The 13,685-nt window shown below is 43.6% G+C and carries 14 protein-coding genes; 9 read left to right on the top strand and 5 right to left on the bottom strand.

Features of this window, described 5'->3' with window-relative positions:
• The first annotated feature begins 15 nt into the window (after window positions 1–15).
• On the top strand, window positions 16–690 hold the full coding sequence (locus ACFGVR_RS21875) for a fatty acid desaturase (protein WP_448699760.1): 675 nt from the start codon (window positions 16–18) through the stop codon (window positions 688–690).
• Here the strand turns inward: ACFGVR_RS21875 and ACFGVR_RS21870 are convergent.
• Entirely contained in the window at window positions 687–1,085 is a 399-nt protein-coding gene (locus ACFGVR_RS21870) for a hypothetical protein (protein WP_448699758.1), read from the bottom strand. The two genes, ACFGVR_RS21875 and ACFGVR_RS21870, sit on opposite strands and share 4 nt — an antisense overlap.
• A gap of 174 nt (window positions 1,086–1,259) precedes the next feature.
• On the opposite strand from ACFGVR_RS21870, the gene hemH reads away from it, so the two are divergent.
• Window positions 1,260–2,276 carry a ferrochelatase gene (hemH, locus tag ACFGVR_RS21865; RefSeq protein ID WP_448699756.1) on the top strand — a complete coding sequence of 339 codons (1,017 nt, stop codon included), beginning with the start codon at window positions 1,260–1,262 and terminating at the stop codon, window positions 2,274–2,276.
• Here hemH and ACFGVR_RS21860 read toward each other — a convergent pair.
• On the bottom strand, window positions 2,273–2,896 hold the full coding sequence (locus ACFGVR_RS21860; protein ID WP_448699755.1) for a DUF6624 domain-containing protein: 624 nt from the start codon (window positions 2,894–2,896) through the stop codon (window positions 2,273–2,275). The two genes, hemH and ACFGVR_RS21860, sit on opposite strands and share 4 nt — an antisense overlap.
• On the bottom strand, window positions 2,893–4,110 hold the full coding sequence (locus tag ACFGVR_RS21855) for a 3-deoxy-D-manno-octulosonic acid transferase (protein WP_448699754.1): 1,218 nt from the start codon (window positions 4,108–4,110) through the stop codon (window positions 2,893–2,895). The genes ACFGVR_RS21860 and ACFGVR_RS21855 overlap by 4 nt, the downstream gene beginning before the upstream one ends.
• 70 nt (window positions 4,111–4,180) lie before the next feature.
• On the opposite strand from ACFGVR_RS21855, the gene ACFGVR_RS21850 reads away from it, so the two are divergent.
• Genes ACFGVR_RS21850 through ACFGVR_RS21830 form a run of 5 tightly spaced genes read left to right on the top strand, consistent with a single transcriptional unit; the run spans window position 4,181 to window position 9,312 of the window.
• Complete coding sequence (locus tag ACFGVR_RS21850) at window positions 4,181–5,497, top strand: UDP-glucose dehydrogenase family protein (protein ID WP_448699753.1); 1,317 nt, start codon at window positions 4,181–4,183, stop codon at window positions 5,495–5,497.
• Window positions 5,497–6,480, top strand: a complete 984-nt coding sequence (locus tag ACFGVR_RS21845) for a UDP-glucuronic acid decarboxylase family protein (RefSeq protein WP_448699752.1) — start codon at window positions 5,497–5,499, stop codon at window positions 6,478–6,480. The genes ACFGVR_RS21850 and ACFGVR_RS21845 overlap by 1 nt, the downstream gene beginning before the upstream one ends.
• A 3-nt stretch (window positions 6,481–6,483) precedes the next feature.
• Window positions 6,484–7,509 (top strand): UDP-glucose 4-epimerase GalE, encoded by a 1,026-nt coding sequence (galE, locus tag ACFGVR_RS21840; RefSeq protein ID WP_448699751.1) that lies wholly within the window; start codon window positions 6,484–6,486, stop codon window positions 7,507–7,509.
• Window positions 7,510–7,519: 10 nt separating this feature from the next.
• A complete protein-coding gene (rfbB, locus tag ACFGVR_RS21835; RefSeq protein WP_448699750.1) occupies window positions 7,520–8,572 on the top strand; it encodes a dTDP-glucose 4,6-dehydratase in 1,053 nt (350 codons plus the stop codon).
• Between the two features lie 2 nt (window positions 8,573–8,574).
• Window positions 8,575–9,312, top strand: coding sequence for a tyrosine-protein phosphatase (locus ACFGVR_RS21830; protein WP_448699749.1), 738 nt, complete (start codon window positions 8,575–8,577; stop codon window positions 9,310–9,312).
• Between the two features lie 3 nt (window positions 9,313–9,315).
• Here ACFGVR_RS21830 and ACFGVR_RS21825 read toward each other — a convergent pair whose 3' ends face one another.
• Together ACFGVR_RS21825 and ACFGVR_RS21820 are read right to left on the bottom strand one after the other, a co-directional pair.
• A complete protein-coding gene (locus ACFGVR_RS21825; protein WP_448699747.1) occupies window positions 9,316–10,557 on the bottom strand; it encodes an ABC transporter permease in 1,242 nt (413 codons plus the stop codon).
• A gap of 131 nt (window positions 10,558–10,688) precedes the next feature.
• Window positions 10,689–11,042, bottom strand: coding sequence for a HesB/IscA family protein (locus ACFGVR_RS21820; protein WP_448699745.1), 354 nt, complete (start codon window positions 11,040–11,042; stop codon window positions 10,689–10,691).
• A gap of 95 nt (window positions 11,043–11,137) precedes the next feature.
• Between ACFGVR_RS21820 and ACFGVR_RS21815 the strand changes: the two genes are divergently transcribed.
• On the top strand, window positions 11,138–11,686 hold the full coding sequence (locus ACFGVR_RS21815; RefSeq protein WP_448699743.1) for a DUF7935 family protein: 549 nt from the start codon (window positions 11,138–11,140) through the stop codon (window positions 11,684–11,686).
• A gap of 10 nt (window positions 11,687–11,696) precedes the next feature.
• A complete protein-coding gene (locus tag ACFGVR_RS21810; protein WP_448699741.1) occupies window positions 11,697–13,247 on the top strand; it encodes an acyl-CoA mutase large subunit family protein in 1,551 nt (516 codons plus the stop codon).
• Window positions 13,248–13,685 lie beyond the last annotated feature (438 nt).

Raw genomic sequence — 13,685 nt, 5'->3', positions numbered from 1 at the left:
AGGCGTTTTATTATCATGCATAAACCAGCCTCAAATACCGGTATCATTATCGCTTTGATCATTCTGCTGGGCTGGCTAGCCTGCACCGTTTTGTTAATGCGCTGGCAGGTAAGCCTTGCCAACCCTTTGCTGTATTTTTTTGTGCTGTTGCAGATGCATTTATACACGGGCCTGTTCATTACTGCTCACGATGCCATGCACGGCACAATATCCGCCAATAAAACCATCAACAATGGGATAGGGCATATTGTAACTTTGTTATACGCAGCCTTTTGGTACCCAAAACTGTATACCAAACATCACCAACACCATCGGCATGTACATACCGATACCGACCCTGACTATCATTCCGGCAGTTTTGTACGCTGGTATATTAGTTTTATCCGCAATTATCTATCTGTTTGGCAGGTAGTGTTTATGGCTATATTATTCAACGTGCTAAAGCTTTGGATACCTCAGCAAAACCTCATCTTGTTTTGGGTAGCGCCGTCATTGTTAAGCACAGTGCAGTTATTTTATTTTGGCACTTACCTGCCGCATAAAGGCGAACATGTTAATCGGCATCAATCGCGCAGCCAGCGTAAAAACCATTTGGCCGCATTCTTCTCTTGTTATTTTTTTGGTTATCATTACGAGCACCACGATTCGCCGGGCACGCCATGGTGGTTGCTGTGGAAGCTGAAGCCTTAAAAAGTATAAGTTGTAGTAACATCGTGAGATGAACTGGTAAAGGTAGAGCTTGTAGAACTTACCACGTTACCGTTTTTTAATATTTTTACTATTACTGTTCCGGATGTAACAGTGGATGATGATACCAATAGCGTAGCTGATTTTGTAACCGTAACATCACTTATAGCCACAGATTTTGACCACGGAGTTGCTGTAGCGGTTACAGGCTCCAAAACAGATTTGCCATCGGCACCGGTATATGAGGCAGTATAGTTACCACCAACGGTTGTGTTAAACTGGTAGGTAACAGTTTGTACATATCCTGGCGCGGCCTGGTTAACAGTATCCGCTTTTTTACATGATGAAACGGCCAAAACTGAAGTAAACAGGATAATGGCAAAGATGTATTTTTTCATGGCGATGATATAATTGCTTAAATATATAAAAAATTGAATTGTAATTCATTGATAAATAATTCTTTAAAGTGTTTTTAATTTTTTTGAAGTGATTTTTATTTTAACACCTTATTGACATTTTTAATTACCTAACCATCCATAGCAATATTATCTTTGCACTCCGAATTAATAAGCATGAGCAAAAAAGGAGTTTTACTGATCAACCTGGGCACGCCCGATAGCCCATCAACAGCTGATGTGCGCAAATACCTTAACGAGTTTTTGATGGACCCCCGGGTAATTGATGTTAACCCTGTTTGGCGCATTGTTTTGGTAAAAGGCATAATTGTTCCTTTCCGCAGCCCAAAATCGGCGGCGTTGTATCAAAAAATATGGAGCGATGAAACCGGCTCACCTTTGTTGCATTACAGCATTTTACAGCGCGATATGCTGCGCGAAAGCTTAGGTGCAGATTACCAGGTTGAGTTGGCAATGCGTTACCAAAGCCCATCTATCGAATCAGCCCTTGCTAAATTTAAGGATGCTTTGGTTGATGATATCCGGGTTATCCCTTTGTTTCCGCAATATGCGTCGGCAAGTACCGGCTCGGTTTATGATAAGGTGATGGAATTGATCGGTACCTGGCCAACCAAACCAAATATCTCGTTCATCAACTCGTTTCACGATGACGACCTGATGATCAGTACTTTTGCCGATAACGCTAAAAAATACAACCCCGAAACTTACGATCATATTTTGTTCAGCTTTCATGGCCTGCCGCAAAGGCAACTCGTTAAAGCCGATCATACGCATCAGCATTGCCTTAAAACAGCCGGATGCTGCGACACCCTGACCGATGTTAACAAAACCTGCTATTCGGCACAATCGTACCATACCGCAAAACTAATTGCAGATAAGCTCGGTATCCCGAAAGAAAAATATACCATTTGTTTTCAGTCGCGCCTGGGTAGCGACCCATGGGTGCAGCCCTACACCAGCGAAATAGTAGCTAAGCTTGCCGCTGAAGGAAAAAAACGCGTGCTGGTATTTTGCCCCGCCTTTGTTGCCGATTGCCTCGAAACCGTTTACGAAGTTACCGTAGAGTACCACGAAGAGTTTAAAGCCGCCGGCGGCGAACATATGCAACTGGTTGAAAGTTTAAACGATTCGCCGATGTTTATCGAATCGCTAAAGCGGATGGTGTTAAACTAATGTCTGGTGGTGTCTTTAATAGTTATCTTGTTTACCCATGGTCCCTTTTTGTATGACTGGTAAAAGCCGTTAGCCGTTTTTAACGAACTGGCAAGCGAGGTATTGATACCAATAGCTTTACGCCTTGCGTCAACATTTGCGGGGTCAATTAAAGGCTTAACCACAAAGCCTTCATCAGTTAATGTGGTTTGTGTTCCGTATACCTGTTTTTTACCGGTTTCAATATTTATCAGGTCGACCAAAGAAGCGTAGCGCCATACATTTGCGTTTTTATTTTTAACCTGCATCTCCAAAAGTGACAACGCCCGTTTCTGAAATTCAATATCAATAACCGAACGCATAACCAAAATGGCATAGTTGTTTGAACTTGTTTCACCAGCAAGGTCATAACCCGGAAAACCATACTGATCCAGTATTGCTTTTACTACAGGCAGGTTTTTCTTTGCATTTCTTCTCGACTCTTTCTCTGTAGATTTCAGATCATAAGCTGATCGTATGGGCTCCGTCTTAAATAAACTATCGATAGTATAACTAAGCTTGTTGTTTAATTGAGCCTGCTGTCCAAAACAGAGCGCAGCACTGAAAATTATCATTACAGCAAGTAATAACTTAATTCTCATCGTTTAATTTCCTCCAAAAACTTCTCCGTCGCTCCCGTATTCGCCTTTACATACTCTCGTATTTTTTTACCTGTTTCTTCACGATAGGCCTCATCGGCTATTAATATATCAGCGGCCTCTTGTAGTTCCTCCTGGTTCACTACCGAAAAGCCCAGCTGTTTTTCCACCACGTCCCGTGCTTCTTTAAACTTTTGATACCGCGGGCCGAATATCACCGGCAAGGCAAATGCAGCAGCTTCTAAAATATTGTGGATGCCTGCGCCAAATCCGCCGCCTATAAAAGCAATATCGCCGTATTGATATAATGAGGATAACATCCCGATATTATCGATGATCAGTACCTGGTAATGGCTCACATCGGCGTTAAGCTTTTCAATTTCCGAAAAGCGAATGGCTTTATCCTGCGGGACAAGTTTTAGCAAAGCCTGTATTTTAGGTTCGGTTATTTCGTGCGGGGCGAAGATGAATTTCCATTCAGGGTACAATGGTATGAGCGATGCGATCAGTTCTTCATCCTGCGGCCAGGTGCTGCCGCCAATAAATAGCAGTTGCCCTGCCTTGAACTTTGCAACTACATCTATCTGTTTGGGCGATTGCGAGTTTTCCCAAACACGGTCAAAACGGGTATCGCCGCTAATGGTAACATGAGTTATACCAATGCCCTTAAGCAGCGCTTCCGACTCACTATCCTGCACAAAAAAACGTGTTACAAACCCCAGCATTTGCCTGTGTAGGCCGCCATACCATTTAAAAAATATTTGTTTCGGCCTGAATATTCCCGATATGACGTAGAGCGGTACCCCTCGCTTATTCAGCTCGTTAAAATAGTGGTACCAGTATTCATATTTCGTAAAAACAGCAAGGGTAGGGTTGATGTTACCAATAAATTCCCTCGCATTTTTTGCCGTGTCTAAGGGCAGGTAATAAACATGGTTGGCCAGGGGAGTGTTTTTACGTATCTCGTATCCCGATGGCGAAAAAAAAGTAATAACAATTGTTTGGTCAGGATGCAGCAGTCGCATCTTTTCGAGCACGGGGCGGCCTTGTTCAAATTCGCCTAACGATGCAAAATGAAACCAAAAAGATGATTGGCTATGCGCAACATTGTTATTTTTACGGCCAGTTATCCATTTTTTTGCTTTTTTGTTAAAAAATGAAGAGATTAATATTAATATTAAATAAATTCGCAGGAATAAATTGTAAATTAATAACATTATAGGATTTGAATTATTATCTTCGTCGATCGAAGGTAAATTAAAAAACATTTAAAGCGAACATCAAAATATGAAAATAGCTGTAGTAGGTACGGGGTACGTAGGTTTAGTAACAGGTACATGTTTAGCCGAAACCGGAAACCAGGTAATTTGCGTTGATATAAACGCCGAAAAAGTAAAAATGATGCAAGATGGCAAAATGCCAATTTACGAACCCGGACTTGACATCTTATTCCTCCGTAATATTGCACAAAACAGGTTGCATTTTACCACCAGCCTGGCCGAAGCCATTGAAGAAGCTAAAATTATCTTTTTAGCATTGCCAACCCCTCCGGGTGGTGACGGTGCGGCCGACCTGAGCTATGTACTGGGTGCAGCTAAAGATATCGGTAAGATCATTAAAGATTATAAAGTTATCGTAACCAAATCAACCGTACCTGTAGGTACTGCCGATAAGGTGCGTGCGGCTTTAGGTGCCGAAACCGAAATAGAATTCGATGTGGTATCTAATCCTGAATTTTTACGCGAAGGTGTAGCTGTTGAAGATTTTATGAAACCTGATCGTGTGGTAGTTGGTACCAAAAGCGAACGTGCCCAAAAACTGATGGCCGAACTTTATGGCCCATACGTACGTCAGGGTAACCCTATTATATTTATGGACGAGCGTTCGTCTGAATTGACAAAATATGCTGCAAACTCGTTTTTAGCAACCAAAATTACCTTTATGAACGAAGTTGCCAACCTTTGCGAACTGGTTGGTGCCGATGTTGACATGGTTCGCCGTGGTATCGGATCTGATGAGCGTATCGGTCGTCGCTTCCTGTTCCCGGGGGTTGGTTACGGCGGCAGCTGTTTCCCTAAGGATGTACAGGCATTGGTAAAATCGGCCGATGAAGCTAAGTACGACTTTAAAATTTTAAACTCGGTTATCGAGGTTAATGAAACACAGAAAAAAGTTTTATTCGAAAAGGTTAAGAAATATTTCGACGGTAAGTTAAAAGGTAAAAAGTTTGCCCTTTGGGGATTGTCTTTCAAACCGGAGACTGATGATATCCGCGAAGCCCCGGCTTTGTATATTATTGACGAATTAATTAAAGCTGGTGCTACCGTAACCGCTTTTGACCCTGAAGGTATGAACAACGTACGCAACCTGTTAGGTACCAAAATTAGCTACGCTGCCGATCAGTACAGTGCCCTGCACGATGCCGACGCGTTGCTGATCGTTACCGAATGGTCGGTGTTCCGTACACCTGATTTTGACCAGGTAGGTAAATTATTAAAAAACAAAGTTATTTTTGACGGACGTAATTTATACGATCTGCAAAAAATGTTAGATTGCGGATTCTATTATAACAGTATCGGTCGTAAAATAGTTGAAACCAAATAATGGCAGAAAGAAAACGAATACTCATAACCGGCGCCGCCGGCTTTTTAGGCTCGCATTTGTGCGACAGGTTTATTAAAGAAGATTTCCATGTTATTGGCATGGATAACTTGATAACCGGCGATCTACGCAATATTGAACATCTGTTTAAACTGGAGAACTTTGAGTTCTACAACCATGATGTGTCGAAATTTGTACACGTTCCGGGCGATCTGCATTACATTTTGCATTTCGCATCGCCGGCCAGCCCTATCGATTATTTAAAAATACCTATCCAAACCTTAAAAGTAGGTTCGTTGGGTACACATAACCTGTTAGGTTTGGCGCGCGCAAAAGGCGCCCGTATGTTGATCGCTTCAACATCCGAGGTGTATGGCGATCCAACCATTAACCCGCAGCCCGAAGAATACTGGGGTAATGTTAACCCGGTTGGCCCTCGTGGCGTGTATGATGAGGCAAAACGTTTCCAGGAAGCTATCACCATGGCTTATCATACCTTCCACGGCGTTGAAACCCGCATTGTGCGTATTTTCAATACCTACGGTCCGCGTATGCGCTTGAATGATGGTCGTGTATTACCTGCATTCATTGGTCAGGCATTGCGTGGCGAGCCCCTTACCGTTTTTGGTGACGGATCGCAAACCCGCGCTTTTTGCTATGTTGACGATTTGATTGAAGGTATTTACCGCTTGCTTTTCAGCGATTACGTACAGCCGATGAATATCGGTAACCCCGATGAGATCACCATCCGTCAGTTTGGCGAAGAGATCATCAAACTAACAGGTACCGACCAGGAACTGGTTTGTAAAGACCTGCCGGTTGATGATCCGAAACAGCGCCGCCCGGATATTACCAAAGCTAAAGCAATTTTAGGCTGGGAGCCAAAAGTGGCCCGTGCCGAAGGTTTAAAAATTACTTACGAATACTTTAAGTCGTTACCGGATAAAGAAATTCATCATAAGGATTTCACCTACTATAACAAATAAGCTATGGCTAAAATATTGGTTACCGGTGGCTTAGGTTACATCGGCTCACACACGGTGGTCGAACTGGTTAACGCCGGTTATGAGCCCGTTATAGTTGATAACCTGTCTAACTCCGATATCAAGATACACGATCAGGTTGCCCGGATCATCGGCTTTAAACCAAAATTTTACCAGATCGACCTTTGCGATGAGCAAGCGGTTAAAGATCTGGCTGCAGCCGAACCGGATATTTCGGGGATAATCCACTTTGCAGCTTATAAAGCGGTTGGCGAATCAGTAGCCAACCCCTTAAAATATTATCACAACAACTTTTACTCGCTGGTTAACCTGCTGCAAACATACTATAGCAAGCCGGTTAACTTTGTGTTTTCATCAAGCTGTACCGTATACGGTCAGCCCGAAAAGCTACCCGTAACCGAAGACGCGCCTATACAACCTGCACAATCGCCATATGGCAATACCAAGCAGGTAGCCGAAGAAATTTTACAGGATACGGTTCATTCAGGAAGTAAATGCAAGGTTATTTCATTGCGTTATTTTAACCCGGTTGGTGCTCATGATTCTGCTTTGATAGGCGAACTACCCATCGGCGTTCCGCAAAACCTGGTGCCGTTCATCACCCAAAGTGCTATTGGCAAACGCGGTCCTATCACCGTATTTGGAGATGATTACAGCACTCCGGACGGCAGCTGTATCCGCGATTATATCCACGTTGTCGACCTGGCGAAGGCCCACGTTGCTGCATTAAAATTAATGGAAGCCGAAGGGCATGCTACAGGTTACGATATGTTTAACTTAGGCACAGGCAACGGTAGTTCGGTACTGGAGGTAATACATGCTTTTGAAAAGACTACCGGAGAAAAATTAAATTACAAAATTGGTCCGCGCCGCCCCGGCGATGTGGAGCAGGTTTGGGGCGATGTCACTAAATCAACCAAAGTACTGGGATGGACTGCTGAATTGGGCATTGCTGATATGATGCTATCCGCCTGGAACTGGGAAAAATATTTGGCTGAAAATCCTTTCTAAAAACTGATTTATGAAGAAGATCATCATCACAGGTGGAGCGGGGTTTATAGGTTCGCACGTGGTTCGTAGGTTTGTAACAACCTATCCTGATTACCAGATCATTAACCTTGATAAACTAACTTATGCAGGTAATCTTGAGAACTTACGTGATATTGAGCATAACCCAAACTATCGTTTTGTAAAAGGCGATATTGTTGATGCTGCGTTTATTGATGAGCTTTTTAAAGCCGAGAAACCTGACGCGGTTATTCACTTAGCTGCCGAATCGCATGTCGACAGGTCGATCACTAACCCGCTGGAGTTTGTGATGACCAACGTGATCGGTACCGTAAATCTGCTTAACGCTGCCAAAGAGCATTGGAAAGGCAATTATAATAAAACCCGTTTTTACCATGTATCAACCGACGAGGTTTACGGTACTTTAGGTGAAGATGGTATGTTTACCGAAGAAACCGCTTATGATCCGCATTCACCTTATTCGGCATCAAAAGCCAGTTCAGATCATTTTGTGCGCGCTTATCAGGATACCTATGGTATTGATGCGGTTATCTCAAACTGCTCAAACAATTACGGTTCATATCATTTCCCGGAAAAACTGATCCCGCTTTCTATCCATAACATCAAGCAGTCAAAGCCTATTCCGGTTTACGGCAAGGGCGAAAACATCCGCGATTGGTTATGGGTTGAAGATCATGCCCGTGCTATCGATGTGATCTTCCACAAAGCAAAATCAGGCACAACCTACAATATTGGTGGCCACAACGAGTGGAAAAATATCGACCTGATCCGTTTACTTTGCAGCATACTGGATAAAAAATTAGGCAGGCCCGAAGGCGAATCGGCTAAACTGATCACTTTTGTAACTGATAGGGCAGGGCACGATCTGCGTTACGCCATTGATGCTACCAAACTAAAAGACGAGCTGGGCTGGACACCAAGCATCACTTTTGAGCAAGGGCTTGAAAAAACTGTCGACTGGTACCTGGCTAACCAGGAATGGCTTGACCACGTTACATCCGGCCAATACCAGCAATATTACGATGGCCAATATACTAATCGTTAATTATGTTTGGCCTTTTTAAAAAAAGGAGAAACGAACAGCCAAAACTAAATTTTGACAGTATAGGGGTTGATATGCACTCGCATGTTTTGCCCGGTATTGACGATGGCGCTAAAAATCCGCAGGAGTCTATCGAGTTAATTAAGGTGATGATGTCGGCAGGGATAAAAAAAATAATCGCCACGCCGCACGTAATGAACGATTATTACCGCAATACACCCCAAAGCATCAATAATGCCTTAGCGGTTTTAAAAGCCGAATTAATTAAAGAGCAGATCGATATCCCGATAGAGGCCTCTGCCGAATACTTTTTTGATGAGATATTTATGGAACTGGTTGACAGAAATGAGCTGCTGCCGATCGGTAAAAACCATATCCTTTTCGAGTTTTCGTTTGTAAGCCCGCCGCCGGTTTTTATCCCAACCTTGCAAAAGCTCAAAGATGCCGGTTATCAGCCCATACTGGCACATCCCGAAAGGTACCCTTATTACACGCTCGATCAATATAAAAATCTAAAAGCATGGGGTTGCATGCTGCAGATCAACACCATATCGTTAACCGGATATTACGGTCGCGAAACCAAAAAAATAGCCGAAGATTTAGTGGACAACCACCTGGTTGATTTTATATCGAGCGATATGCACGCCACGCGACATGCCGATGCATTCATCAAATCGTTAGAGATGCCTTACGTGCAAAGGCTTTTAGCCGATGGCTACCTCAACAACAAAGCGCTGCTTTAAATTTTATTCGTACCGCAGTGCCTCAACCGGGTCGAGCTTTGATGCTTTTTTTGCCGGATAATAGCCTGATCCCAATCCAATTAAGGTACACAACACAACAGCCAGAAACAGCCAGGCCCATGGCACCACAAACGTGCCGCTTATATTTACTGCCACCAGGTTACCGGCAGCAATACCTAACACAATGCCCGCAACACCGCCAATAAAGCAAATCACCACCGATTCGATTAAAAACTGTTTGCGTATTACTGCCGGGGTGGCACCAATTGCTTTACGGATACCAATTTCGCGCGTACGCTCGGTAACCGATACCAGCATAATATTCATCAAACCTATAGAAGCGCCAATCAAGGTGATCAGGCTCACTACCACGCCGGCTACGGTTACGCCTGCAAGGTTGCCGGCCAGTTGCTGCTGTATAGAGTCGCTGCGGGTTATTTCAAAATTATTGTCGCGGTTAATGGGCAGGCGGCGTATGTTGCGAAACAGCGACGTAGCCTCGCCAACAGTTTCGTCAAGGGCACTTGGCTGGCTTACCATAACCCCAATGGTAAAGGAAGGGTTAGGGTTGGTTGTGATCTGCTTGGCCTTAAATACCGGTATGATACAGATCTTATCACCCGCGCCACCCATGCTTGAGCCTTTCGGCGCCAGCAAACCTATTACCTTAAACTTATTAGCGCCAATGGTTAATACTTTATCCAGCGGGTTTTCATTTTTAAAAAGTTTGGTTTTGATTTCGTCGCCAATAAGAACCACAGTAGCGCCATGCTCAAGCTCGGCGGGCGAAAAATTACGGCCCGAAGCCAGTTTATAGCCACCAGTTGCCAGGTAATTTTCATCGGCACCTAAAATTGAAATATTGGGGTTGGTTTTTTTATCGCCATATTTTGCCGTAGCCTGGTATGATGCGTAAGTATTAACCGACAATAAAGCAGGTAGTTTAAAGGCTCTTTTAAAATGATCGGCCTCTTCGTACCGGATGGACTGGAACACTTTACGTCGGCCGCCACCTCCAAAACGGATACCGCCGCCGCGGTTGCGGATAGTGAACGAATTGGCCCCCATGCTCGAAAAAGCATCGTTAGTATATTGTTTGATACCCTCAATGGCCGTTAAAATAGCAACCAGTGCCATAATGCCTATTGCAATGATGAGTGCCGTGAGTGCTGTGCGCAACCTGTTGCCGCCAATAGATTGCATGGCAACCGCAACATTCTCTTTATAATTCATCTGTACAGACATGGGCCGGGTATTTTGGTTGTTAAGACTATTGTGCAGGTATGTTTGTTACACCTGATGCAGTAAATAGTTTAGCACATAAAAAAAGCGTTTTGTTATTAACAAAACGCTTTTAAATATAAACAATATCTTTTTTAAACCGAAAACGAAGTGCCGCAACCGCAGGTACTTGCTGCATTAGGGTTGCTAAAAGTAAACCCCCGCGCATTTAGTCCGTCCTGAAAATCAACCTGCATGCCGGCTAAATATAAGCCATGTGCTTTATGCATAAATACACGGATACCTTCAATCTGGTATTCCTGGTCGCCGTCTTTCTTTTGGTCAAAGCCTAAAACATAGTTCATGCCGGCACAACCTCCACCCTCAACGCCAACGCGCAAGCCAAAATCATCATTAAGTTCTTGCTGATCTTTTAATTTGTGTAGTTCTTTTACTGCGCCTTCGGTAAAAGAAACAGGGGCAGCAGCGGTTTCAACAGCAGTATTCATGTTATTTTTAATTTGATGTACAAATATAAGGCAAAATGTAGATTTTTGTTGCTCACCCGGTTATTAATGACACCGGAATAACATTTAACTTTTTTATGATCCCTACTTTATTGTTAGAAATACCACCTCTGTTGTCAGATGTGCTTAAGTACACCATCGCCGGCCTCACTACTGTGGCACTTGCTTATTATTTGGTAAGGCCCCATCTGGACCGGGTTGAAAGTTTTCAGTTATTGGATCTGCGCAAATCCGTCGCTAATCAAACCCTGCCTTTAAAACTGCAGGCATATGAACGTGTAGTACTGTTTATTGAGCGTGTTAACCCTGCCAGTATGCTTATCCGTTTGGGCGCTAATGATTATTCGGCGGCAGAGTTACAGAGTATAGTAATTGCCGAGATCCGTAACGAATACCAGCATAACGTTACCCAGCAAATTTATGTTTCGGCACAGGCGTGGACTGTTGTCCGCCGCATTAAAGATGATACCATGGGTATTGTTACCAATGTCGTGAAGGGTTTGCCCGACGATGCCACCGGGCTTGATCTGAGCCGGGCCATACTAACCCACCTGAGCAAGCTGGAAGAAAATCCGTACGATATGGCTACGGCCGTGATCAGGAAAGACCTCGAAGATATTTTCTAAAAAAGCAGGCATGTCGCAAAAAAAGTTTACCACCTCATCGGGTATCAACATCAAGGAAGTCTATACCGCTTCGCCATCGCCAATGGATGAAATGCCGGGCGAGTTTCCATATACCCGTGGTATTCAAAAAGACATGTACCGCGGCCGGCCGTGGACGATGCGCCAATACGCAGGTTTTTCAACAGCCGAGGAGTCGAATAAACGGTACCACTATTTATTGAGCCAGGGCACTATGGGGCTCTCAGTAGCGTTCGACCTGCCTACACAGATCGGTTACGATTCCGATCATCAACTTTCTGAAGGCGAAGTAGGCAAAGTAGGCGTAGCTATCGATTCGTTAAAAGACATCGAGATACTGTTTGATGGCATCGAGCTGCAAAAGGTAACCACCTCTATGACGATCAACGCTACAGCGGCTACCTTATTAGCCATGTATATCGCCTTAGCTAAACAACAGGGCGCCAATCTGAAACTGATATCAGGCACCATCCAAAACGATATTTTAAAGGAATATGCCGCACGTGGTACCTATATCTATCCGCCACGGCAATCTATGCGGCTAATTACCGATGTGTTTGAATATTGCAGTAAAGAATTGCCCAAATGGAACACCATCTCTATCTCGGGCTATCATATCCGCGAAGCGGGCTCAACTGCGGTGCAAGAGCTGGCCTTTACCCTGGCTAATGGAAAAGCTTATTTAAAAGCTGCTATGAATAAAGGGTTAGATATCAACGTATTCGCCAAAAGACTATCTTTCTTTTTCAACTGCCATAATAACTTTTTCGAAGAGATCTGTAAGTTTCGTGCCGCACGTCGCATGTGGGCGCATATTACCAAAGAGCTTGGCGCTACAGACCCGGGTGCCCAAAAACTGCGCTTCCATACCCAAACTGGCGGATCAACCTTAACGGCACAACAACCCATGAATAATATTGTGCGTGTAACCAACCAGGCTATGGCAGCGGTATTAGGTGGTACGCAATCATTACATACTAATGGTTACGATGAGGCTTTATCATTACCCACCGAAGCTGCAGCTAAGATCGCTCTGCGTACACAACAGATCATAGCTTTTGAAAGTGGAGTTACCGATACCGTCGATCCCCTTGCAGGATCATATTTCATCGAATCGCTAACAGACGAACTGGAGGCCGCAGCGCAGCTGTATATCGATAAGATAGATGCGATGGGCGGGTCGGTAAAAGCAATTGAGGAAGATTATATCCAGCAGGAAATTGCAAAAGCGGCTTATCAGTACCAGCAGGACATTGAAAGCGGAGAACAGGTACTGGTGGGCGTTAACCAGTTTACGCAACAGGAAGAGCAGCCTGTTGAGGTTTTCAGGGTCGACGACTCTATCAGGCTGCACCAAATTGAAAAATTAAAAAAACTCAAAAACGAACGCGATAACGGGGCAGTTCAGCAGGCGCTGCAACAACTGGAACAGGCGGCTGATGGCGAAAGCAATTTAATGCCATTTATACTAAATGCAGTGGAGCAATACGCTACACTCGGCGAAATAGCCGATACCATGCGCAAAGTTTTCGGCGAACATTAACCCATAATCGCCATTGTTGATAACGTATCTTGTTAAGGCACAGCCAAGAGTAAAAAGTTGAAAAAAACTTATAAACTTTGGCTACGATGTAATATTTTTGTTAGCTTTAATTTTTTAGAAAGCAATACAATTTGAAGGAGGGTTTGTCATGAAGAGAAGTGCTGATAAACCGGTGTGGTGGGCCGATAATTAACTAACAATTTTTTGGGAATTTAAATTGTCTCAATTGTAGTATAACCTATAGTAATATAGGCTTGCAATAATTGGGGAGTGAAAGGTACGCTCTATAGAATTTTGTGCTTAAATTAATTAATAATTACATTTTTAAGTGCAAAATAAACTAATTGTGTATTGGTGAGAATGTTAAGAAATGGAACATCAAAAAGTGAAAATTTAATTTTTTAATCAGGTTATTTTTTCAATATTCGATGTTCCGAA

Source organism: Mucilaginibacter aureus (genome assembly GCF_053514885.1).
The sequence above is the reverse complement of the archived record's forward strand: the minus strand, read 5'-3'. Positions and strand labels throughout refer to the sequence as shown.

What these genes read in the sequence shown, in the direction of transcription:
- ACFGVR_RS21875 (WP_448699760.1), top strand. Translation starts at nt 16, where the DNA reads ATGCATAAACCAGCCTCAAATACCGGTATCATTATCGCTTTGATCATT.
- ACFGVR_RS21870 (WP_448699758.1), bottom strand. Translation starts at nt 1,085, where the DNA reads ATGAAAAAATACATCTTTGCCATTATCCTGTTTACTTCAGTTTTGGCC.
- hemH (WP_448699756.1), top strand. Translation starts at nt 1,260, where the DNA reads ATGAGCAAAAAAGGAGTTTTACTGATCAACCTGGGCACGCCCGATAGC.
- ACFGVR_RS21860 (WP_448699755.1), bottom strand. Translation starts at nt 2,896, where the DNA reads ATGAGAATTAAGTTATTACTTGCTGTAATGATAATTTTCAGTGCTGCG.
- ACFGVR_RS21855 (WP_448699754.1), bottom strand. Translation starts at nt 4,110, where the DNA reads ATGTTATTAATTTACAATTTATTCCTGCGAATTTATTTAATATTAATA.
- ACFGVR_RS21850 (WP_448699753.1), top strand. Translation starts at nt 4,181, where the DNA reads ATGAAAATAGCTGTAGTAGGTACGGGGTACGTAGGTTTAGTAACAGGT.
- ACFGVR_RS21845 (WP_448699752.1), top strand. Translation starts at nt 5,497, where the DNA reads ATGGCAGAAAGAAAACGAATACTCATAACCGGCGCCGCCGGCTTTTTA.
- galE (WP_448699751.1), top strand. Translation starts at nt 6,484, where the DNA reads ATGGCTAAAATATTGGTTACCGGTGGCTTAGGTTACATCGGCTCACAC.
- rfbB (WP_448699750.1), top strand. Translation starts at nt 7,520, where the DNA reads ATGAAGAAGATCATCATCACAGGTGGAGCGGGGTTTATAGGTTCGCAC.
- ACFGVR_RS21830 (WP_448699749.1), top strand. Translation starts at nt 8,575, where the DNA reads ATGTTTGGCCTTTTTAAAAAAAGGAGAAACGAACAGCCAAAACTAAAT.
- ACFGVR_RS21825 (WP_448699747.1), bottom strand. Translation starts at nt 10,557, where the DNA reads ATGTCTGTACAGATGAATTATAAAGAGAATGTTGCGGTTGCCATGCAA.
- ACFGVR_RS21820 (WP_448699745.1), bottom strand. Translation starts at nt 11,042, where the DNA reads ATGAATACTGCTGTTGAAACCGCTGCTGCCCCTGTTTCTTTTACCGAA.
- ACFGVR_RS21815 (WP_448699743.1), top strand. Translation starts at nt 11,138, where the DNA reads ATGATCCCTACTTTATTGTTAGAAATACCACCTCTGTTGTCAGATGTG.
- ACFGVR_RS21810 (WP_448699741.1), top strand. Translation starts at nt 11,697, where the DNA reads ATGTCGCAAAAAAAGTTTACCACCTCATCGGGTATCAACATCAAGGAA.